We start from the raw sequence: 20344 nt of genomic DNA on the forward strand, positions 1-20344 counted from the left end.
TTTTTCCCCGCGATTCACTCAGTCAAGAACTTCCGCAGTCGTCCAGCAAACCCACTGGGCGCGGGCACGTCGCTGCTGGACGAATCGACAGCGGCGGCCTTGATGCGCTCGGCAATGGCGAAGTGATCCAAGGTCGCTTCCAGGTTTGCGGCCCGTTCGTCTACGGCGACCAGCAGCCGTTCCAGGTCCTGCTGTGGGTCAGCATGGAACCAGTCGACGGTGAACTTCAGGGTCTGGCCAAACTGCTGCTCCAGGGGGGGCAACGCCAGGCTGCGCAACTGCATCAGTGCTCCACTGCGCGCAGCGTCACGCACCCACCACGACAGAAACTCCAGCGCCAGCAAGCCTGCCGGGCCGCCGTCCAGTTCAAACTCGATCCCAATCAGCACCTCATGCGACAGAGTACCTTCGCTACGCCGCAATACGGCCAGCGGTAGATCCGCGTAGGGCAATAGCGACAATTCGTCTACAGCCAGCTCCGACAAATCCTGCTTGGTCACCGAAGCGGTGCGCACGCCAGGAATGGACGAAACCGCATTGATCAGGCGTTGAACGCGCTCAACCATCGGACATGCGCCTTGAGTTGACTGGGTGCAAGACACTAACCGCTGCCCGCACAGGCATCAATCCGCTGCTCTTCGACGACTTCACACACTGTGGCGCTTGCCAGGCACGGATTCAGGCCGCGTTGACACCACTGACACGCGCAGCGGCGACACTGCCCCCTGTCCCTTCACCGGAGCCGTGCCCATGCGCCCTACCACCCTGTTGCTGCTGGCCAGCATCCTGCCGCTCGCGGCCTGCAGCCATGCCGGTGCCAACGGCACCGCCGATACCGGCAGCCTGCCGGCCAAAGTCTCCGATGGCCCGCACGAATGCCGCCCCGAGGCGCTGGAAGCGTTCACCGGCAAAACCGCCGACGAAGCCACGATCAAGAAGCTGGTGGCTGACAGCGGCGCGCGCGGTGCACGGGTAGTCAAACCCGGCATGGCGGTGACCATGGACTTCCGCCAGGACCGCGTGACCGTGCAGGTGAATGCGCAGAACCGCATCGAGCGCGCCAGCTGCGGTTGATGTTCCTTACCGATCCCGCTGGCACCGGGTATCCACCCGCGCCAGCGGGATAAGCTTCCAGCCACACTGCAAGGAGTGCTGTATGCCGAGGTTCCGCAACGGGAAACCGTATCGACGGTGGTTGGGCTGTCTGTTCGCCACTCTGCTGTGCGTGGCCGCCCCCCCGCTGGCGGCACAAGAGGGCCGGCCCCCATGGTCCGCCACCTGGTTCGCCGCCCAGCAGGACTACGGCGTTACCTTTCCGGACAACATCGTTCCCCCGCCCCCACCCGTCACCCTGGCCGACCAGACCGTACGCATGACCGTACGTCTTTCGCGCGGCGGAGAAACACTGCGCGTTCGCTTCTCCAATCGGTTCGGCAAGGCCCCGGTCACATTGGAGGACCTCCGTATTGCGCCAAGCATGGGCGCCGATGGTATCGTCCTCCACAAGCAGCGCTCATTGCGTTTCAGTGGTGCAGCACGCTTGACGCTCGCCCCCGGCGAAGAGCGCTGGAGTGATCGGATCAACCTGCATGTGGCTGACCAGACGGAACTGTCCGTCAGCCTGTACGTCATGGCACCGACGCCGGTGGTCACCACGCATTCGGTCGGCCTGCAGACCAACTACCGCGCGCCCGGCAACCAGGTCGGCGCGGCCCTGCTGCGCTTCGCCGACCCCATGCGGGCCTATTATTGGCTGGACGCCATTGACGTTGCCGGAAACCAGCCATCGGCGGTACCAGCAGCTGGCGGCAAGCCGGTGGTCATGGTCGCCTTCGGTGACTCGATCACCGATGGTGCCGGCTCTACAGTGGATCGCAATTTCCGCTGGCCCAACCTGCTTGATGACCGTGTCCGCAGTGCAGGCCTGCGCAAGGTCAGCGTAGTCAATGGCGGCATTGCCGGCAATCGCTGGCTGCATGATGGAGTCGGGCCAGCAGGCGTGTCGCGCTTCGGGCACGATGTGCTGGCGGTGTCCGGTGCCAGCCATGCCGTGCTGCTGCTGGGCATCAACGATATCGGCATCGGCCAGCTGCATCCGCCGCAGGCGGTGTCTGCAGCGCAGTTGATCGACGCCCTGCGCACGTCGGTGCAGCGAGCCCGGCAACGTGGGATCAGGGTGATGCTTGGAACGTTGCTGCCCTATGGAGGATCAGGCTACTTCGACGCCGCCGGAGAAACCAAGCGGCAAGCCGTGAACGATTGGATCAGGGCAGCACAGGGCGTCGATGGTGTCATCGACTTCGATCGCATCATGCGCGATCCACAGCGCCCGACCCATCTGCGTCCCAGCTATGACAGCGGGGATCATCTGCATCCCAGTGATGCCGGCTATGCAGCGATGGCGGACGCGTTCCCGATACGCTGGCTGCAGCACTGATTGCCCCAGGGTAGTGCCGGCCGCTTGCCGGCACCCCCCATTGCCGGCCAGCGGCCGGCACTACCGATCAGAGTCGGTCGGCCTTGCCACTGGCCAGTGCGCGCGCGATCACCTGCTGCGCCTGCTGCGATGCCTGCGCATGCACGCGTGCCTGGCGCTCGCCCAACGCGGCCTGTTGGCTGCCCAGCGCCGCCTGGCGGCTGGCCAGTTCAGACTGCTGGCTGGCCAGGCGCTGCATGGCGCGGGTGCGGCTGGCACGCGCGGTTTCGTTGTCCACTTCCTGCATCGCACGACGCGCCTCGGCGGCAGCCTCACGTGCGGCCTCACGTGCAACCGCCGCGTCGTTGGTCGCGCCCCGCGCCGCCTTCGCCGCTTCGGCCGCCGCTTCGCGGTTGATGTCATGCGCGGCCATCGCACTGCGCGCGGCCTCCGCTGCGGCCAGTGCCAGGCGGCGCGCCTCTTCACCCTGCAGACGCCCCATCTCACCCATCTGCTTGCCCAGGTCGCCCTGCTGGCGGTCCAGCGCACTCTGCTGGCGGCCCAGTTCGCTCTGCTGGCGACCAAGGTCCGCCGCACCGGCATAGGCGCGCTGCAGCGACTGGATCAACATCGGGTCGCGCACCACATAGCGCTTGTCGCCCTGGCGGAACCACAGCGCCGGGCCCTTGCCGAGCTGCCGGCGGGCCACCATCACGTCGTCCATGCCGCCGTTGGCGAAGGTCGAATCACCATCGACCAGCACGAAGGCCTCCCGGGGCGACTTGCCCAGATCGAGGCGACCGTAGGTCGTGATGGAGGAGGTGGTGGTCGTGCCGTCATGGTCCTCATCCATGCCAGCGGCATCGTCGACATCGGCCACATCGGCATCGTCAGGACCGGAGGGTTCTTCCATATCGGCCGGTTCTGCGGGCGGTGCGGGAGCCACCGGCTCGGCCGGAACGCGCGCGGCCGAGGCTGGTGCGGGCGGCGCTTCCGGGGCCTTCGGCGGCCGCGGCACAGCAACCTTCGGTGCGGCCGGAGGCGCAGGCGGTGCCGGCGGCACCGGCGCTGCGACCAGCCGCATCGGCGCCACGCCCACCACCACCACGACGGCGGTCAACGCCATCGCCAGCAGACGCGGGCAGGACCGGTGCGACTGCAGCGAAAGCAGGCGACGCTTGAGGCTGGTGGTGCTCGGTGCGGCACTGGCCACGCCCAGATGCGGCTGCGCTGCCACGCCCAGCTGCAGCAACAGGCGGCCATAGGCCTGGCGGCTGGCGCCATGCTGGCCGACCACGGCCGCATCCACTGCTTCCTCGCGGGCCTGGGCGTATTCGCGCACCGACAGGCGCAGCAGCGGGTGGAAGAAGAACAGGTGCTGGGCCAGCGCGGGCAGCAGGCCCCATTGCAGGTCACGGCGCTGCAGGTGCTGCAGTTCGTGGGTCAGTGCCAGGTCCAGCGCGTCACCCTGCAGGGCGTTGTCGCCGGCCGGCAGCAGCAGCACCGGGCGGAACGGCCCGACCAGCTGCGGCGAGTCCACCTGCGCGCTCATCCACAGCCGCGGCGCAGGGCGCACGCCGTGCGCGTCGGAGGCCAGCTGCAGGGCCTGCACCAGCGCCTCGTCCTCGCAGGGATACGCCGCAGCCAGCAGTGCGCGGCAGCGGCGCCACTCACCGAAGGTGCGCAGCGCCATCACCAGCACGCCGGACAGCCACAGCGCGGCCAGTGCGACCGCCCACCATGCAACTGCCGGTACATCGGCCGTGGGCAGCGGCATCGCGGCCAGCAACTGCGCAGAGGCCTCCGGGGCCAGCGGGTAGACGATGTCAGCGGCCACGTCGGTCGCGGTCATCGCCACCGCCTGCGGCGCCGGCAGCCAGGCCAACTGCAACGGCTGGCTCCAGAACAGGCCGAGCACGGCCTGCAGCGAGACCAGCCACCACAGGCGGCAGCGGGTCGCCGCCGACAGCGACGGCAGCGCGCGGCACAGGCCGTACACCAGCGCCACCAGCAGCACGGTCTGCAGGCTGGTCCAGCCCAACCGTTCCAGCATCGGAATCAGCATCGTGGTGTCCATGGCTCAGCCCTCGTGGCGACGCGATTGGAGTTGGGCGACCAGCGCTTCCAGCTCGGCCAGTTCGTTGTCGCTGACCTGCTGGCGCTGCGACAGGTAGGCCACGAACGGCGACACCGAGCCCTGCAGGGTGTTGTCGACGAACTGGGCCACGGCACCCTGCAGCACGCTCTGCGGGCCACGGGTGGCCTGGTAGCGGTAGACGCCGTCCTGCTGCCGGCGCTGAAGATACCCCTTCGCCCGCAGCCGCTCCATCATCGTCAGCACGGTGGAACGGGCCAGGCCGCGGGCCTCGCCGTAGCCACTGGCGACCTCGCCGACGCTGGCCGGCGCATGTTCATCGATGTACTGCAGCAGGGCCAGTTCCTGGTCCCCGATGGTCTTGCCACGCATGACACCACTCCCTTGACTACACGTGTCGTCACTGTCAGCTTGACGACAACTGTAGTCAACCCCCCGGAAGTCATGGGCCGACGAACGGTAGGCACCACCGAGCGCTTAAACCTTTGACCCGCCCGCTGCATCCGATCCGCAACGCCCCGCTGGAATTCCGCATGTCCCGCCCAATGCTCCGAGTCCTGCTCATGCTCATCAGTGCACTGCCCTTCGCCGCCGTCTCTGCCAGCCAGGACCAGGCCAACGACCAGACCCGCCGCCTGATCCGCCAGATCATGCTGGAGCAGCGCATCCCGGGATTGCAGATCGCGGTGGTCAAGGACGGGCAGACGGTGTTGTCCGAGGCCTACGGGCTGGCCAACGTGGAGAACGGTGTGCTTGCCTCGCGCGACACCCGCTTCCCGCTCAATTCGGCCACCAAGGCGTTCACCGGCGTGGCGGCCGCGCAACTGGCCCAGCAGGGGCAGCTGGATCTGGACGCACCGGCCTCGCGCTACCTGGATGGCCTTCCGCCAGCGTGGAGAGACGTACGCGTACACCAGCTGCTGGCGCATACCTCCGGCCTTCCCGACATCCTTGATGCGAAGGGACTGCTGGGCGGTGGCTCAGAAGCGCAGGCGTGGGCGGCCGTCACTGCGCAGCCGCTCGAAGCCGAACCCGGGCAGCGCTTCGCCTACAACCAGACCAACTACGTACTGCTGGCACGAATCATCGCGAAGCAATCCGGCATGCCCTACGAACGTTTCCTCGCCACCGGCCAGTTCAGCAGCGCGCGCATGGCCCGCACCACCTTCGGCGACAGCTACGACCTGATTCCCGATGCGGCGACGATGTACAGCCTGGCCCCGCGTGCCACCGACGCTGCGGATGCACCGTCCCGCCTGTCGCACTGGTTCTACGACATACCGCCTTCGCTGTGGGCCGGTGGCGGCATCCTCACCACCGCCGACGACACCGCGCGCTGGCTGGTCGCGCTGATCGAAGGCCGCCTGCTGCCGGAGACCGCCCTGCGGCGGATGTGGAGCGCAGAGCGCCTGGCGGATGGCCGTGCCGGCCCGTGGGCGGGGGGCTGGCCGGTACTGCGCGCATCGCCCGACCTTCAGGTGGCCGGTATCGGCGGTGCGCGCTCGGCGTTCGTGGTCTATCCCGAGCGCGGCGTGGCGGTGGTGGTGCTGACCAATCTTGTCGGTGCCAATCCGCAGCAGTTCATTCCACGCATTGCCGATTTCTATGCGCGCGATGCCTCAACGCCCAGTCACGAACGGGTCGCCCCTGCACGGCAATAACGGGCTGTCATCGCAGGGCCATAGCCCGGCCGGCACGGTCCTGGCCACTTCGAAGTGATCCTGGTTCCAGCGCAGGAAACCGCCGTGGATGGCATTGCCATGGTCGAAGCTGCGCGCATCGTCGGCTAATGGCTGCTCAGGGTCGGCTTCGGCCACCCAGCGCACCACCGGTACCTTGTCCAGCTGCGCGATGAAGGCGAACAGATCGCCCGCGCCCCTGTCCTGGTAAGCCGTCATCGTCGCCGCATCAGGCAGCTCGGCCTGCGCCAGCAACGACGCGGTGACATCCTGCAGCGGTGCGGCTCCCTGTGCGATGTAGGCGCGCATGCCCGTGGTGGTTGCTGGGCAGTCCTGCAGCTGCACGAGATACCCGGTGGTACCGCCACTGCTGGAGAACGAGCGCATCCAGTAGCGGAAACGCGGACCGCTGCGATCGGTGACCATGAAATCCTGCTGGCCACCCTGCGCGGGAATGGAAAGCACCTGCGCATTGCCGGCACTCTCCACGTTGCACTTCAACTGCGCCAGCACCCGCCTGGCCGGTTCGGGCAGCACAGCGTAGCGGCCGCCGGGATGGGCGCTGCCGGAAGCTTCCGGCAATGCAGGCAATCCGCGTTCAGTGGGTCGTGCCTGCGCAGGCAAGGTCTCCGGTTTCGCCTCAGGCTTCGCTGCGCGTGCGACCGGCACGGTGTGCTCCCCGGCGGGTGCACATGCGCTGCACGCCAGCAGCAACACCCACGGCAAACCGGACATCAAGGGTAGACGGATCATCCTTCAACGTACTCCCATCGCGGGTGTTTCGTGCTGCTGTGCCGGCGCGGGCACGGGTGCACCCTGTTCGCGCGCTTGCTGCTGCAGCTGGCGCAGGCTGGTTTCCACCGCAGTCTCGCGCACCTCGGCTGCGTTGACGCCTGCGCGCACGGCCGCCGGGTCGCCCGGAGTGCCCTGCACCAGGAACAGTGTCTCACCCGCAGCGCGGCCGCCACTGGGATTGCTGGCCACGATCTGGTCGACCCGGGTGATGCCTGCGGCCTTCGCTTCGCGCAGCATCACCAGGCTGTAGTCATCGGCGTGCTCGGCGTAGCGCCCGCCCAAGGCCTGCAGGTGCGTGCTGATCTGCTGCTGCAGGGCGTGGTCGCGATGCTGCGGCTGCCGGGGATCGTCATTGGCCGCGAGCGGTGTGTCCTGTCCCAGCCCGCGCGCCTGGCCCGGCGCAACCGAGGTCAGCACATACTGCCAACGGTTCTGCCCGGGGGTGCCGCGTACCGTCGCCACGAAGTCGTCGTACTCACCGCCGCCGATGGTCTGGCAGCCCGCCGAATCGGTATTGGACCGGCTGCCACGATGGATCTTGAAGGTGTCGTTGAGGTCCTGCACGCCCTGGGTATCGCGCGCATCGAACCAGCCATCACCATTGCTGTCGCGCTCCACCCGTCCAGCGCCGGCGGTGATGGCCGCCTGCGAAGGGCGCAACGCGAACTCATCGGGATGGCCGTTGCGCGGATGCGTGGTCGCGCGCATCTCGGTGGTGCCTTCGCCCAACCGTCCAAGATCCTTGACCCGGTCGCCGTTGACGTCCTCGCCCTCGGTCTTGGTACGCGGCGCCACGTTGCCGAAGCCAGGGCTGCGTGGCGTGGTCTTGGCGTGTCCGTCGTACTGGGCGGTCGGTTCTGTCGTGGCCTGGTTGAACTCGCGCACATGGCCGTGGCCCTGCGCATCCTTCCACAGCACCACGATGCGGTCGTCGTAGACACCACGTCCTCGCGCCTCGGTGGTGCGGTTCTCGTCGCGCAGCCCCAGCACCACGCGATCCTGCGTGGCCATCGCATCGTTCGCGGCGGCGTTGCCGCGCTGGGCCACGATGCTGCCATACACGTCGTACTGCTGGGCCTGGCTCAGGCCCGCAGTCTCCGCGGCGTCGGGCATGCGCGGTGGGCGCGTCGCGTCGCTCAGGCGATCCAGCATCGGGTTGACCGTGGCCGCGTCGGTGGCGGATACGCCACCGCTCTGTCGCAGCGCCTCAAGCTCGGTGGCGCCCCGCGCCGCGATGTAGCGATCCAGCGATTCCTGCACCACCGCACGCTGGCCGTTGTGCAGGGCCTCCAGGCGGGCGGCCGCGCCACGGGCATCGTTCTGCCGCAACAGGGCGACGACTTCATCGGCCGCTGCGTTGATATCCATCTCCGGCATGATCTTTCCCTGAACGTGATCGGTATGGGAGTCCAGCCTACCCCACCGCACCGGCGCAGCCGTTGACACACGCCACACGCCTGCGCGAAGCCCCGTTCAGCAGACGCCACGCCGTAGTGCTGTTCACCCTCGTGGCCCGCCCATCACCGGCAGGATCACCCCGCTGATGTAACTGGCACAGGCCGGCGAGGCCAGGAACACGTAGGCCGGCGACAGTTCCTCGGGCTGTGCAGGCCGGCCCATGTCGCTGTCCTTGCCAAATTCCGCCACGTCCTGCGCCGGCTTGTCGGCCGGGTTGAGCGGCGTCCATACCGGCCCCGGCGCCACGCAGTTGACCCGGATGCCGCGCGGCAGCAGCTGGCTGGCCAGCGATTTGGTGAACGCGTGGATCGCGCCCTTGGTCGCCGAGTAATCGATCAGCGCCTTGCTGCCGAAGATTCCCGTTTCCGAACCGGTGTTGATGATGCTGGCGCCCTCGCCCAGATGCGGCAGCACCGCGCGCGCCATCTGGACGTACCCGCCGATGTTGGTCTGCAGGGTCTCCTGCAGGTGCGCGTCTTCCAGGTCTTCCAGCCGCTCGCAGTGCAGCTGGAACGCGGCGTTGTTGACCAGGATATCGATGCCGCCGAAGGCCTTGGCCACCTGCTTCACCGCTTCGTCGCAGAAGCGCGGATCGCGCACGTCACCGGCGATCACCACGCAGCGACCGCCTTCGCGCTCCACGTGCTGGCGGGTGATGTCCGCGTCCTCGGCCTCGTCCAGGTGCAGCACGGCCACGTCGGCACCTTCGCGTGCGAACAGCACCGCCACCGCGCGGCCGATGCCGGAATCGCCACCGGTGACGATCGCACGCATGCCCTGCAGTTTGCCGCTGCCGGTGTAGTCGGGTGCAAGGAAACGCGGCGCCAGCTCCAGTTCGTGTTCGTGCCCGGGCTTGGCCAGCTGCTGCGCCGGCATCGCCTCCGGCTGGCGTCGTGCTCCGGCCTGGGTCGCGGTCTTCTTTGTTGCCTTCTTGGTTGCCTTCTTGGCCGCACGGGCGTCCCTGGCCTTCTCCTGGTCCTGCAGGCGCCGCTGCCGTGCCGCAACGCGGGCGGCGCGGGGATCGCTGGCGGCTGCCTTGCGGGTTGCAGTCTTCACCACGCGCGGGCGATCGGGGTCGGCGATGGTCCTGGTTGCAGTGCTGCCTTTGCGCACCTTGGGTGAGGCTTTGCGGCGGGCGGGGGTTTTCCTGGTGGTGGCCATGCAGGTCTCCTCGGGGGGGGGAATGGGATTGCCGGCCAGCGGCCGGCACTACCGGGCGCATGCGCCGCAGTACCGGGGGCGGCATCCGCCGCTCCTGCAGTGTCTCCACCCCTGCTGTTGGCGGCAGTGAGTGCGCCGTGTCCATGATGTGCACGGCATTCATTCCGCCACCACGTGCGCCGTCGCACCCTGCACGCAATCACACAAGGAACGCCTTCATGAAACACGCCATCGCCACCGCCGCCGTCTGCTTTGCCCTCGCCGCCTGCAGCAGCACACCGGTGGCCCAGGTACAGCCGATCGACGGTGTGATTTCCGGCCAGTGCCACAGCGACAGGGTGCGCGGCGCACTTGGCCTGGCCGCGTCGGACGCCACCGTCGCACGCGCACGGGTGGACAGCGACAGCCTGCACGTACGGGTGCTGCGCCACGACGGCCCGCGGGTGCCGCCGGCCAGCGAAGGCGGCGACCGCCTGACCATCGAAAAGGGCCGTACCAACAACATCACCGCGATCTACTGCGGCTGAGCCGGCGCGCCCTGCGCAGCACGCGCAGGGTCGCCTGTTCCCACTGGCGCGGCCCACGCAGGCCGGCCAGCGTGGCCAGTTCGCCGCGCTCCCAGCCGGCGAACACGCAGGGGTCGATATAGGCCTTGCGGCATACCGCCGGGGTATTGCCCAACAGCGACGCCACTTCGCACACCACCGCGCGCTGCGCCTGCGACAGTGCGCGCTGGCTGGCCGGTTCCGGCAGTTCGGTGGCGGCGAACGCCTGCACCGCCGCAACCGTCCCGCCCCAGGTGCGGAAATCCTTGGCAGTGAAGTCCTCGCCCATCACCTCGCGCAGGTAGTCGTTCACCGCGCCGGAGTCGACCGGCTGCAGCGCACCGTCGTCATCGCGGTACTGGAACAGGGCCTGCCCCGGCAGCTGCTGCAGGCGCCGCACCAGCAGCCCCAGCCTGCGGTCGCCCACGGTGACCTCCTGCAGCTGCCCGGACTTGCCACGGAAGCGCATGCGCACGCGGCCACCGCGCAGCAGCTCCAGATGCCGGTTTCGCAGTGTGGTCAGTCCGAACGAACGGTTCTGCTGCGCATAGGTCTCATTGCCGACCCGCACCAGCGTGTCCGCCAACAGTGCGACCACCATGGCCAGCACCTTCTCCTTCGGGAAACCGGGGCGCTTGAGATCCCGCGACAGCCGCCGCCGCAGCGTAGGCAACGCCTCGCCAAAGGCGATGATGCGGTCGAACTTGCCGGCATCGCGCTCCCGGGCCCAATCGGGGTGGTAACGGTACTGCTTGCGACCGCGCGCATCACGACCGGTGGCCTGCAGGTGGCCGTTGGCATGGGCGCAGATCCACACCGCGGTGTAGGCCGGTGGGATCGCCAGTGCGCGGATGCGTTGCAGGGTGGTGGCGTCGCGTATCGCGTGGCCATCAGCATCGCGGTAGCTGAAGCCCTTGCCGGCGCGGCGCCGGCTGATGCCCGGCTGGGTGTCGTCGACATAGCGCAGGCCGGCCGCGCGCGCTGCCTGTCGTTCGGGGGTGGAGGGAGTTGGCATGTCTCCAGTGTCGCCGTCGCCATGCCGCGATCCTGTCGATAACACAAGACAAACACGTGAGGGCCGGTTCGCCGCTATGCTCGGGTCTTCACAACCCCTTCCGGAGTCATGATGTCGTTCCCGATTCGCGCCCGTTCGCTCTCCGCCCTGTTGCTGCCGGCCGTGCTGGCCCTGACCGCCTGCCAGGCACCGGCGCTGGATGAACAGGATTCGGCCACCGCCCACGCCCAGCAGGCCGCCGAAGCAGCCAAGGCGCCGGCCGACGACGCCGGCAAGGCTACCGAGGCTCCGCCGGTCGGCACCTGCGATGCCAGCCAGGTACAGAGCCTGGTCGGCCAGGCCTACACCGATGCCCTCGGCAAGCAGGCACAGGAAGATGCAGGTGCCAGCCAGGTGCGCGTGCTCAAGCCCAATGATGTGGCCACGATGGAGTTCCTCGGCGACCGCCTGAACATCGAAGTGGACGACAAGGGCGCCGTCAGCGGCGTGCGTTGCGGCTGAGTCCCGCCCCGCGCCGGCACTGGGTTGCCGGCGCGTTCCGTTGCACCTGCAACCGTGTATTGCGGCGTTGCAGCAACCTGTGATCTAGTCGAGGCATCCGGTGGCCTCACGATGCGCTCCAGGGAATGAGCGGGGACGAGTGTCGCCGCCAACCCTATACGCATCGAGGTAGAGATGGCCCCCCGCAACCGCCAAGGGCTTTACGACCCGCGCTCCGAGCGCGATGCCTGTGGCTTTGGCATGGTCGCCCAGCTCGACGATCAACCATCGCGCCTGTTGGTTGATACCGCCATCGCCGCGCTTTCGCGCATGACCCACCGTGGCGGTGTCGCCGCCGATGGCCTGACCGGTGATGGCTGCGGCCTGCTGCTGCGCCGCCCCGATGCGTTCCTGAAACTGCTGGCGAGTGAGGCCGGCATTGCCGTCGCCGCGCGCTTCGCCGCCGGCCTGGTGTTCCTGCCGCACGACGCCGACGCGGCGCAGGCCTGCCGCGCGCAGCTGCAGGCGCAGGTGGAAGCGGTGGGCTGCAAGGTCGCCGGCTGGCGCGAGGTACCGACCGACGACAGCGTCTGCGGCCAACTGGCGCGCGACACGCTGCCGCGCATCGAGCAGGTGTTCGTCGATGCCGGGGTTGGCCAGGATGATGCCGGCTTCGCACTGGCGCTGTTCCTGGCCCGTCGCCGCAGCGAACAGCAACTGCGCGAACACGCCGACTTCTACGTCGCCACCCTCACCCCGGATGCGATCAGCTACAAGGGCATGGTGCTGCCGGACAAGCTCAGCCGCTTCTTCCCGGACCTGCAGCGCCGCGAGCTGGCCTCCAGCGCGATCGTGTTCCACCAGCGCTTCTCGACCAACACGCTGCCGCGCTGGCCGCTCGCCCACCCGTTCCGCATGCTCGCCCACAACGGCGAGATCAACACCATCGAAGGCAATCGCCGCTGGGCGCAGGCGCGCAGCAAGGTGTGGAAGACGCCGCGCTTTGACATCGCCGAATTCGACCCGGTGATCTCCATGCACGGCTCGGACTCGCAGAGCCTGGACAACATGCTGGAGCTGATGGTCGCCGGTGGCATGGAGCTGATCCAGGCGCTGCGCATCCTGGTGCCGCCGGCCACCCAGTCGCTGGAGTTCAAGGACCCGGACCTGGCCGCGTTCTACGAGTTCCACGGCCTGAACAGCGAGCCGTGGGATGGCCCGGCCGGCATCGTCGCCTGCGACAGCCGCTATGCGGTGTGTACGCTGGACCGCAACGGCCTGCGCCCGGCGCGCTGGATGCTGACCGCCGACCGCCACTTCCTGGTCGCCTCCGAGGCCGGCGTCTGGGAAGTGCCAACCGAGCGCGTGGTGCGCAAGGGCAAGCTCGGCCCCGGCGAGATGGTCGCCATCGACCTCAAGCGCGGCGACCTGCTCGACTCCGACGCGGTGGACCGCATCAACCGTGGCCGTGCGCCGTACAAGCAGTGGCTGCAGCAGGGCGTCACCTACCTGCAGACCGAGCTGATCGATCCCTCGCTGGTGGAGGAACCCTTCGACGAAGCCACCCTGCGCAGCTACCACAAGCTCTACCAGCTCAGCAGCGAGGAAGTGGAGCAGGTGCTGCGGCCGCTGGCCGAGACCGAGCAGGAAGCCACCGGCTCGATGGGCGACGACACGCCGATAGCCGTGCTGAGCCAGCGCAGCCGCCCGCTGTACGACTATTTCCGCCAGGCCTTCGCGCAGGTCACCAACCCGCCGATCGATCCGCTGCGCGAAGACTGCGCGATGTCCCTGTCCACCCAGCTCGGCAAGGAGACCAACATCTTCCATGCCGGCCCGGAGACGGTGAACCACGTCATCCTCAACTCGCCGGTGCTGAGCCAGCGCAAGCTGCGCCAGCTGCTGAAGATGGAGCAGTACGTGCAGGCCAACCGCCTACTCGACCTGTCCTACAGCGAGGACGAGGGCCTGCGCGCCGGCATCGAGCGCATCTGTGCCGAGGCCGAACAGGCCGCGCGCGATGGCATGGTGATGCTGCTGCTGTCCGACCGCTACCCGGTGGCCGGTCGGCCGATGGTGCATGCGCTGCTGGCCACCAGTGCCATCCATCACCACCTGTCGCGGCTGGGCCTGCGCTGCGACGTGAATCTCATCGTCGAGACCGGCACCGCGCGCGACCCGCACCACATGGCCTGCCTGCTCGGCTTCGGTGCCACCGCGGTATACCCGTACCTGGCCTACCAGACCCTGTTCGACCTGGGCCGCCGCGGCATCCTCAAGCTGAGCAAGGGCGGTGAGCAGTCGCAGATCGGCCGCCGCTACCGCAAGGGTGTCTACAAGGGCCTGTCGAAGATCATCTCGAAGATGGGCATCTGTACCGTGGCCAGCTACCGCGGCGCGCAGCTGTTCGAGATCATCGGCCTGGAACCGGAAGTGGTGGACCTGTGCTTCCCGGATACCGCCTCGCGCATCGGTGGTGCTGGCTTCGCGCGCCTGGATGCCGACGCACGCGAGCTGTGCGTGCAGGCCTGGGACGCGCAGCAGGACGTGGACGTGGGCGGCCTGCTGAAGTACGTGCACGGCGGCGAGTACCACATGTACAACCCGGACGTGGTCACCACCCTGCAGCGCGCGGCGCGCAGCGGTGACCCGCGTGCCTGGCAGCAGTACTGCGATGCCGTGCACGCACGGCCGCCGTCGGCGCTGCGCGACCTGCTGGAACTGGTGCCGGCGGCCACGCCGGTAGCGCTGGAAGAGGTGGCTCCGGCCAGTACCCTGTTCCCGCGCTTCGATACTGCGGCGATCAGCCTGGGCGCACTGTCGCCGGAAGCACATGAAGCATTGGCCATTGCCATGAACCGCCTCGGCGGCCGCAGCAATTCCGGCGAAGGCGGCGAGGATCCCGCCCGCTATGGCACCGCAAAGCGCAGCAAGATCAAGCAGGTCGCCTCGGGCCGCTTCGGCGTCACCGCCGAATACCTGGTCAACGCCGAAGTGCTGCAGATCAAGGTCGCGCAGGGCGCCAAGCCCGGCGAGGGCGGCCAGCTGCCGGGCCACAAGGTGAACGAACTGATCGCGCGCCTGCGCTATGCCCGGCCCGGGATCGGCCTGATCTCGCCGCCGCCACACCACGACATCTATTCGATCGAGGACCTGGCGCAGCTGATCTACGATCTCAAGCAGGTCAACCCGACCGCGCTGGTGTCGGTGAAGCTGGTCAGCCATGCCGGCGTGGGTACGATCGCCGCCGGCGTGGTGAAGGCCGGTGCCGACCTGATCACCATCTCCGGCCATGACGGTGGCACCGGAGCCTCGCCGGTCAGCTCGATCCGCTATGCCGGCGTGCCGTGGGAGCTGGGCGTGGCCGAAGCGCACCAGGCGCTGCTGGCCAACGACCTGCGCGGGCGCACCCTGCTGCAGACCGATGGTGGCCTGAAGACCGGCCTGGACGTGGTCAAGGCCGCGCTGCTGGGCGCGGACAGCTTCGGCTTCGGCACCGCGCCGATGATCGTGCTGGGCTGCAAGTACCTGCGCATCTGCCACCTCAACAACTGCGCCACCGGCGTGGCCACCCAGGACGAGCGCCTGCGCGAGAACCACTTCACCGGCCAGCCCGAACGCGTGGAGAACTTCTTCCGCCTGCTGGCCGAGGAAGTGCGCGGCTGGCTGGCGTACCTGGGTGCACGTTCGCTGGAAGAGATCGTCGGCCGTACCGACCTGTTGCGGCAGATCGAGGCTGCGCCGCGTGACGGCGTGCGCGTGGACCTGTCGCGCCTGCTGGCCGATGCCCGTTACGAGGGCAGCCACTGCGCCGCCCAGCGCCTGTACGAATCGCCGGACAGCCTGGCCACGCAGATGGATGGCCTGCTGGCGCCGGCCATCGAGCACAAGCGCGGCGGCGAGCATCGCTTCCTGATCCACAACACCGACCGCAGCATCGGCACCCGACTGGCCGGTGCGGTGGCGCGCGCGCACGGCAACCAGGGCATGGCCGAGGCGCCGCTGGAACTGCGCTTCCGTGGCAGCGCCGGGCAGAGCTTCGGCGCGTTCAACGTGGGCGGCCTGCATCTGGAAGTGGAAGGCGAAGCCAACGACTACGTCGGCAAGGGCATGGCCGGCGGCCGTCTGGTGGTGCGCCCGCCGCGTGGCGCGCGCTTCGAAGCGCGCAGCACCGCGATCATCGGCAACACCTGCCTGTACGGCGCCACCGGCGGCGAGCTGTTCGCCGCTGGCCGCGCCGGCGAGCGTTTCGCGGTACGCAATTCCGGCGCGCTGGCGGTGGTGGAAGGTGCCGGTGACCACTGCTGCGAGTACATGACCGATGGCGTGGTGCTGGTACTGGGCAAGGTCGGCCTGAACTTCGGTGCCGGCTTCACCGGTGGCCTGGCCTACGTGCTGGACGTCGACCGCGATTTCGTCGACCGCTACAACCACGAGCTGATCGACATCCATCGCGTCTCCGCCGAGGGCTTCGAGAACTACCGCCAGCACCTGCACCGCCTGATCGGCCGCCACCGCGAGCTGACCGGCAGCATCTGGGCGCAGCAGATCCTGGACGAGTTCCGCGATTACATCGGCAAGTTCTGGCTGGTCAAACCGAAGGCCGCCAGCATCGAGTCGCTGACCGAAACCCTGCGACGCGCCGCGTAACGGTAGTGCCGGCCGCTGGCCGGCAACCCAGGACCACGTAGTGCCGGCCGCTGGCCGGCAACCGCAAAACACCACAGAGCCCGCCATGAGCCGCAAGCACGCCTTCCAGTTCCTCGACCTGCCCCGCAGCATGCCGCAGCGCATTCCGGTGGAACTGCGCACGTCCGGCGACTGGGGTGAGTTGTACGGCAAGTTCGGTAAGGAAGATGCCCAGTACCAGGCTGGTCGCTGCCTGGACTGCGGCAACCCCTACTGCAGCTGGAAGTGCCCGGTGCACAACGCCATTCCACAGTGGCTGCAGCTGGTGCAGGAAAACCGCATCCACGAAGCGGCCACGCTGTGCCACAGCACCAACCCGCTGCCGGAAGTGTGCGGCCGGGTCTGCCCGCAGGACCGGCTGTGCGAAGGCAGCTGCACACTGGAGGAATTCGGCGCAGTCACCATCGGCGCGGTCGAGAAGTACATCGTTGATACCGCGCTGGCCACGGGCTGGCGCCCGGACCTGGGCGCGGTGCAGCCGACCGGCCACAGCGTGGCGGTGATCGGCGCCGGCCCGGCCGGGCTGGCCTGTGCCGACCGTCTGGCGCGCGCCGGCATTGCCGCCGTGGTCTACGACCGCTACGAGCAGATCGGCGGCCTGCTGCAGTTCGGCATTCCCAGCTTCAAGCTGGACAAGGATGTGATCCACCGCCGCCGCGAAGTGCTCGAGGGCATGGGCGTGCAGTTCCGCCTCGGTGTGGAGATCGGCCGTGACCTCAGCGTGCAGCAGCTGCTGGACAGCCACGATGCGGTGTTCGTCGGTACCGGTGCCTACCGCTATACCGACGGTGGCCTCGACGGCCAGGACCTGAAGGGCGTGCTGCCGGCACTGCCGTTCCTGGTGCAGAACAGCCGCATCGTCGGCGGCGATGATCCGAAGGGCCGGCCGATTGCCGGCTGGGAAGACAGCATCGCCCTGCCCGACCTCAACGGCAAGCGCGTGGTGGTGCTGGGCGGCGGTGATACCGGCATGGACTGCGTGCGCAGCGCGGTGCGGCTGGGCGCGGCCAAGGTCACCTGTGCCTACCGCCGCGACGAAGCCAACATGCCCGGCAGCGCGCGCGAAGTGGCCAATGCGCGCGAGGAAGGCGTGCGCTTCCTGTTCAACCGCCAGCCGCTGTCGATCGAAGCCGGCGCCGACGATGAGGTGATCGGCGTGACCGTGGTCGAAACCCGGCTGGGTGAGCCCGATGCCAATGGCCGCCAGAATGCGGTGCCGATCGACGGCAGCGAATCGCTGCTGGAGGCCGACGTGGTGATCATCGCCTTCGGCTTCTCGCCAACCGTGCCGGCGTGGCTGGCCGAGCACGGCGTGGAAGGCCGGTCCAACGGCCGCATCGTGGCTGGCGGCAAGGACCGCCTGCCATTCCAGACCGCGCACCCGCGCCTGTTCGCCGGCGGTGACGCAGTGCGTGGCGCCGACCTGGTGGTGACCGCCGTGGCCGAAGGCCGCGACGCCGCCGCCAGCATCATCCGCCTACTGGCGCACTGATTCCGGCGCCAGCAGCACGGCCAGCAAGCCCCGCAGTTCCTGCGCCGCCACCGGCTTGGCCAGGAAATGATCGATGCCCGCTTCGCGGCAGGCCTCGCGGGTGCGATCCAGCGCGCTGGCCGTGAGCGCGATGATCGGGACCTGCGCGCGAACCGCGCAGGCGTCGGCGCGGATGGCCCGTGCCAAGGCAAAGCCATCCATGTGCGGCATGTGGCAGTCGGTGATGACCAGGTCGAACGCCCGCGCCTGCCAGGCCTCGAAGGCCTGGCGACCATCGGTGCAGGCGTGCACCTGCAGACCCAGATCATGCAGGCGCTGCTCCAGCAGATGCAGGTTGGTGGGGTGATCTTCAGCTACCAGCACCCGCGCCGACGACAGTGGCCGCGCCGCCTCTGCCGGAAGCGGCAATGCCTCGGCAGGCAACTCACAGGCGTCCAGATCCAGTTCCAGCCACACGGTGGTGCCCTTGCCTGGCGCGCTGCGCAGGCACAGTTCTGCTTTCATCGATGCAGCCAGTTCACGGCAGATCGCCAGGCCCAGGCCGCTGCCGCCGAAACGGCGCGTTGTCGATGCCTCGGCCTGGGTGTAGGCAGCGAACACCGCCTGTTGCCGTTCCGGGCTGATGCCCACCCCGCTGTCACTGACCTGCAGGCGAAGACGTTGGCCGCGATCGTGCTGCTGCAGCACCTGCACCTGCAGATCCACGCCGCCATGCTCGGTGAACTTGAGCGCGTTGCCGGCAAGGTTGAACAGGATCTGGCGCAGGCGCAGGCCGTCGGCCAGCGATCCGGCCTGCAATTCCGGATCAAGTTGGATCCGCAGATGCAGGCCCCGGCTGGCCGCCACCGGCATCAGCAACTGCTGCACCGCGCGCACCAGTGCCGCCAAGCTCGTGGGTCGCAGCTGCAGCGGCAGTGCCTGCAGCCGTTGGCTGTGCAGCACGTCGTCCAGGATCTGCCGCAGCATCTGGGCAGCATCACCCACGGTCACCAGGACCTGTTGCTGGCGATGATCCAGATCGCTGTCCTCCAACCGCTCGAGCATGCCCAGCAGGGTGCTCATCGGCGTACGGATCTCGTGGCTCATGGTTGCCAGGAAGTGGGCCTTGGCCAGCGCTGCCTGCTCGGCCGCACGGCGCGCCTCGGCCAGCGCATGGGTGCGCGCCTGCACTCCGCTTACGTCGATCCAGTAGCCACTCCACTCGACGTCGCCGCTGTCCAGGGACAGCGGCCGTCCATGCGAGTGGACCCAGCGCCAGCCTAGTGGCGAGCGCGTGCGGAAGGTGACATCGATCGGGCCCCGCGCCAGGGCAGCGGCGTCGACGGTGTCCATCAGCCGCGAGCGATCATCGGGATGAACCGCTGCCAGCAGGCGCTGATGATCGATCAGGGCGGTTTCCACGCTGATTCCGAACAACGCCTGCACGTCGCCTGCGATCTGGGAAAAGCTGTAGTGGCCGGTGGCAGAGCGACGCGCCTGATAGACCACCGCTGGCAGGTTCGAGGTCACCTCCTGCAGGCGTTGCGCAGCCACGCGGCGACGCTCGCTCTCGCGATGCACGCGCCAATAGCCGAAGGCGTACACCAGCATGAGCGCCAGCAGGGTCAGCGAGGCCGGCACCAGCCAGCGCAGGGGGGACGTAGGGGGCGGGTGTCGCGGCTGGTTCGGCAGCCAGGCCGTGCGGATCGCCTCGCGTTCGTTCGCGGTCAGCTGCGACACGGCCCGCTCGAACACCGGGATGACGTCGGCGCAGGCGGGCACGGTGGCCAGCACCGGCGCGTCGTCGATTCCGGCCGGCGCAGCGATTACCAGCGGCTCGCCCCGATAGTGGCGCAACGCGGCCTCGACCTCTCCAAGATTGGCGACCACGGCATCGACCAGGCCCGTGCCCAGCAGTGACAGGGCGTCGTCGATGGGGGCGGGGGGCAACAGCTGCACGCCAGATGCCTGTTCGGTCAGCGCCCCGACCAGCGACAGCGGGTCGGGACTGGCCACGGTGCCTCCGCGCAACGCCTCCAGACCCAGCACCGGCGATGCATCCCGGCGCCGCACGATGACCTGTGGCAGCTGCACGTAGGGCGCACTGGCCACCCACCCCGTCGGCAACTGCGAGCGCGACCAGCCCAGCAGTGCCTGGACGTCGGGCGGCACCGTTCCCTCCGCGATGGCGGCGGTTGGCAATGGCTGCATCTGCAGTGGTCGCTGCGCGCCCAGCAGCTTCAGGTACTGCGCGCTGAGCCCGCGCGGCTGGCCCTGCTCGCTGGAGGACAACGGCGCGCGGTCGGCGGGCCAGGCAATGCGCAGCGGCGTCCTGCAATCCGCAGCGGCGGCCAGGGCAGGCAACAGCAGGCCGGCCACGACCGCGGTGGCGGCACGCAGGCCAGCGGCGTTCACGATGGGCATCCTCTTCTGGCGGGCGGAATGAACGGCCGCGCAGCGGTACCGCTGCCTCTTACGCTAGCGGCGCGTGGACGGGGCGCAATGAAGAAAGTTGTAGAAACGCCAAGATAGGTGAATGG

At 68.5% G+C, this 20344-nt stretch carries 15 protein-coding genes; 7 read left to right on the forward strand and 8 right to left on the reverse strand.

The window, feature by feature from the left end:
* Positions 1-14: 14 nt before the first annotated feature.
* The gene (locus tag AC5P8Y_RS14465; protein ID WP_065428036.1) at positions 15-566 is read right to left on the reverse strand and encodes a hypothetical protein; all 552 of its coding nucleotides are present in this window, start codon (positions 564-566) and stop codon (positions 15-17) included.
* 184 nt (positions 567-750) lie between these two features.
* Between AC5P8Y_RS14465 and AC5P8Y_RS14470 the strand changes: the two genes are divergently transcribed.
* Both AC5P8Y_RS14470 and AC5P8Y_RS14475 read left to right on the forward strand, forming a co-directional pair.
* A complete protein-coding gene (locus AC5P8Y_RS14470) occupies positions 751-1074 on the forward strand; it encodes an I78 family peptidase inhibitor (RefSeq protein WP_049402871.1) in 324 nt (107 codons plus the stop codon).
* 82 nt (positions 1075-1156) lie between these two features.
* Positions 1157-2437 (forward strand): SGNH/GDSL hydrolase family protein, encoded by a 1281-nt coding sequence (locus AC5P8Y_RS14475; protein ID WP_181454334.1) that lies wholly within the window; start codon positions 1157-1159, stop codon positions 2435-2437.
* Positions 2438-2504: 67 nt separating this feature from the next.
* On the opposite strand, the gene AC5P8Y_RS14480 is transcribed toward AC5P8Y_RS14475, so the two are convergent.
* Both AC5P8Y_RS14480 and AC5P8Y_RS14485 read right to left on the reverse strand, forming a co-directional pair.
* Complete coding sequence (locus tag AC5P8Y_RS14480) at positions 2505-4493, reverse strand: M56 family metallopeptidase (protein ID WP_164227157.1); 1989 nt, start codon at positions 4491-4493, stop codon at positions 2505-2507.
* Between the two features lie 3 nt (positions 4494-4496).
* Positions 4497-4883 carry a BlaI/MecI/CopY family transcriptional regulator gene (locus tag AC5P8Y_RS14485; RefSeq protein WP_019661969.1) on the reverse strand — a complete coding sequence of 129 codons (387 nt, stop codon included), beginning with the start codon at positions 4881-4883 and terminating at the stop codon, positions 4497-4499.
* 191 nt (positions 4884-5074) lie between these two features.
* Between AC5P8Y_RS14485 and AC5P8Y_RS14490 the strand changes: the two genes are divergently transcribed.
* Positions 5075-6172: a serine hydrolase domain-containing protein gene (locus AC5P8Y_RS14490; RefSeq protein WP_033834629.1), complete on the forward strand. Its 1098-nt coding sequence runs from the start codon at positions 5075-5077 to the stop codon at positions 6170-6172.
* On the opposite strand, the gene AC5P8Y_RS14495 is transcribed toward AC5P8Y_RS14490, so the two are convergent.
* The 3 genes from AC5P8Y_RS14495 to AC5P8Y_RS14505 form a co-directional block, all read right to left on the reverse strand.
* The gene (locus AC5P8Y_RS14495) at positions 6131-6772 is read right to left on the reverse strand and encodes a hypothetical protein (protein ID WP_229295605.1); all 642 of its coding nucleotides are present in this window, start codon (positions 6770-6772) and stop codon (positions 6131-6133) included. The two genes, AC5P8Y_RS14490 and AC5P8Y_RS14495, sit on opposite strands and share 42 nt — an antisense overlap.
* A gap of 174 nt (positions 6773-6946) precedes the next feature.
* Positions 6947-8362 carry an XVIPCD domain-containing protein gene (locus AC5P8Y_RS14500; protein ID WP_033834583.1) on the reverse strand — a complete coding sequence of 472 codons (1416 nt, stop codon included), beginning with the start codon at positions 8360-8362 and terminating at the stop codon, positions 6947-6949.
* Positions 8363-8485: 123 nt separating this feature from the next.
* Positions 8486-9604 (reverse strand): SDR family oxidoreductase, encoded by a 1119-nt coding sequence (locus AC5P8Y_RS14505; protein WP_049402875.1) that lies wholly within the window; start codon positions 9602-9604, stop codon positions 8486-8488.
* Positions 9605-9822: 218 nt separating this feature from the next.
* Here AC5P8Y_RS14505 and AC5P8Y_RS14510 point away from each other — a divergent pair, with 218 nt between their 5' ends.
* Positions 9823-10131 (forward strand): putative periplasmic lipoprotein, encoded by a 309-nt coding sequence (locus AC5P8Y_RS14510; protein ID WP_005407511.1) that lies wholly within the window; start codon positions 9823-9825, stop codon positions 10129-10131.
* Here the strand turns inward: AC5P8Y_RS14510 and AC5P8Y_RS14515 are convergent.
* Complete coding sequence (locus tag AC5P8Y_RS14515; RefSeq protein WP_049402876.1) at positions 10109-11164, reverse strand: DNA topoisomerase IB; 1056 nt, start codon at positions 11162-11164, stop codon at positions 10109-10111. The genes AC5P8Y_RS14510 and AC5P8Y_RS14515 overlap by 23 nt on opposite strands.
* 111 nt (positions 11165-11275) lie before the next feature.
* On the opposite strand from AC5P8Y_RS14515, the gene AC5P8Y_RS14520 reads away from it, so the two are divergent.
* The 3 genes from AC5P8Y_RS14520 (at position 11276) to AC5P8Y_RS14530 (ending at position 17825) form a co-directional block, all read left to right on the forward strand.
* Positions 11276-11665 (forward strand): I78 family peptidase inhibitor, encoded by a 390-nt coding sequence (locus AC5P8Y_RS14520; RefSeq protein ID WP_005407509.1) that lies wholly within the window; start codon positions 11276-11278, stop codon positions 11663-11665.
* A 174-nt stretch (positions 11666-11839) separates the two neighbouring features.
* Positions 11840-16294 carry a glutamate synthase large subunit gene (gltB, locus tag AC5P8Y_RS14525; RefSeq protein ID WP_184013928.1) on the forward strand — a complete coding sequence of 1485 codons (4455 nt, stop codon included), beginning with the start codon at positions 11840-11842 and terminating at the stop codon, positions 16292-16294.
* An 85-nt stretch (positions 16295-16379) separates the two neighbouring features.
* On the forward strand, positions 16380-17825 hold the full coding sequence (locus AC5P8Y_RS14530) for an FAD-dependent oxidoreductase (protein ID WP_495202033.1): 1446 nt from the start codon (positions 16380-16382) through the stop codon (positions 17823-17825).
* On the opposite strand, the gene AC5P8Y_RS14535 is transcribed toward AC5P8Y_RS14530, so the two are convergent.
* Positions 17811-20219 (reverse strand): response regulator, encoded by a 2409-nt coding sequence (locus AC5P8Y_RS14535; protein WP_495202034.1) that lies wholly within the window; start codon positions 20217-20219, stop codon positions 17811-17813. The two genes, AC5P8Y_RS14530 and AC5P8Y_RS14535, sit on opposite strands and share 15 nt — an antisense overlap.
* Between the last annotated feature and the right edge of the window lie 125 nt (positions 20220-20344).

This window comes from Stenotrophomonas sp. YJH_SMC_12-1, assembly GCF_059370935.1.

What these genes read in the sequence shown, in the direction of transcription:
- AC5P8Y_RS14465 (WP_065428036.1), bottom strand. Translation starts at nt 566, where the DNA reads ATGGTTGAGCGCGTTCAACGCCTGATCAATGCGGTTTCGTCCATTCCT.
- AC5P8Y_RS14470 (WP_049402871.1), top strand. Translation starts at nt 751, where the DNA reads ATGCGCCCTACCACCCTGTTGCTGCTGGCCAGCATCCTGCCGCTCGCG.
- AC5P8Y_RS14475 (WP_181454334.1), top strand. Translation starts at nt 1,157, where the DNA reads ATGCCGAGGTTCCGCAACGGGAAACCGTATCGACGGTGGTTGGGCTGT.
- AC5P8Y_RS14480 (WP_164227157.1), bottom strand. Translation starts at nt 4,493, where the DNA reads ATGGACACCACGATGCTGATTCCGATGCTGGAACGGTTGGGCTGGACC.
- AC5P8Y_RS14485 (WP_019661969.1), bottom strand. Translation starts at nt 4,883, where the DNA reads ATGCGTGGCAAGACCATCGGGGACCAGGAACTGGCCCTGCTGCAGTAC.
- AC5P8Y_RS14490 (WP_033834629.1), top strand. Translation starts at nt 5,075, where the DNA reads ATGCTCATCAGTGCACTGCCCTTCGCCGCCGTCTCTGCCAGCCAGGAC.
- AC5P8Y_RS14500 (WP_033834583.1), bottom strand. Translation starts at nt 8,362, where the DNA reads ATGCCGGAGATGGATATCAACGCAGCGGCCGATGAAGTCGTCGCCCTG.
- AC5P8Y_RS14505 (WP_049402875.1), bottom strand. Translation starts at nt 9,604, where the DNA reads ATGGCCACCACCAGGAAAACCCCCGCCCGCCGCAAAGCCTCACCCAAG.
- AC5P8Y_RS14510 (WP_005407511.1), top strand. Translation starts at nt 9,823, where the DNA reads ATGAAACACGCCATCGCCACCGCCGCCGTCTGCTTTGCCCTCGCCGCC.
- AC5P8Y_RS14515 (WP_049402876.1), bottom strand. Translation starts at nt 11,164, where the DNA reads ATGCCAACTCCCTCCACCCCCGAACGACAGGCAGCGCGCGCGGCCGGC.
- AC5P8Y_RS14520 (WP_005407509.1), top strand. Translation starts at nt 11,276, where the DNA reads ATGTCGTTCCCGATTCGCGCCCGTTCGCTCTCCGCCCTGTTGCTGCCG.
- gltB (WP_184013928.1), top strand. Translation starts at nt 11,840, where the DNA reads ATGGCCCCCCGCAACCGCCAAGGGCTTTACGACCCGCGCTCCGAGCGC.
- AC5P8Y_RS14530 (WP_495202033.1), top strand. Translation starts at nt 16,380, where the DNA reads ATGAGCCGCAAGCACGCCTTCCAGTTCCTCGACCTGCCCCGCAGCATG.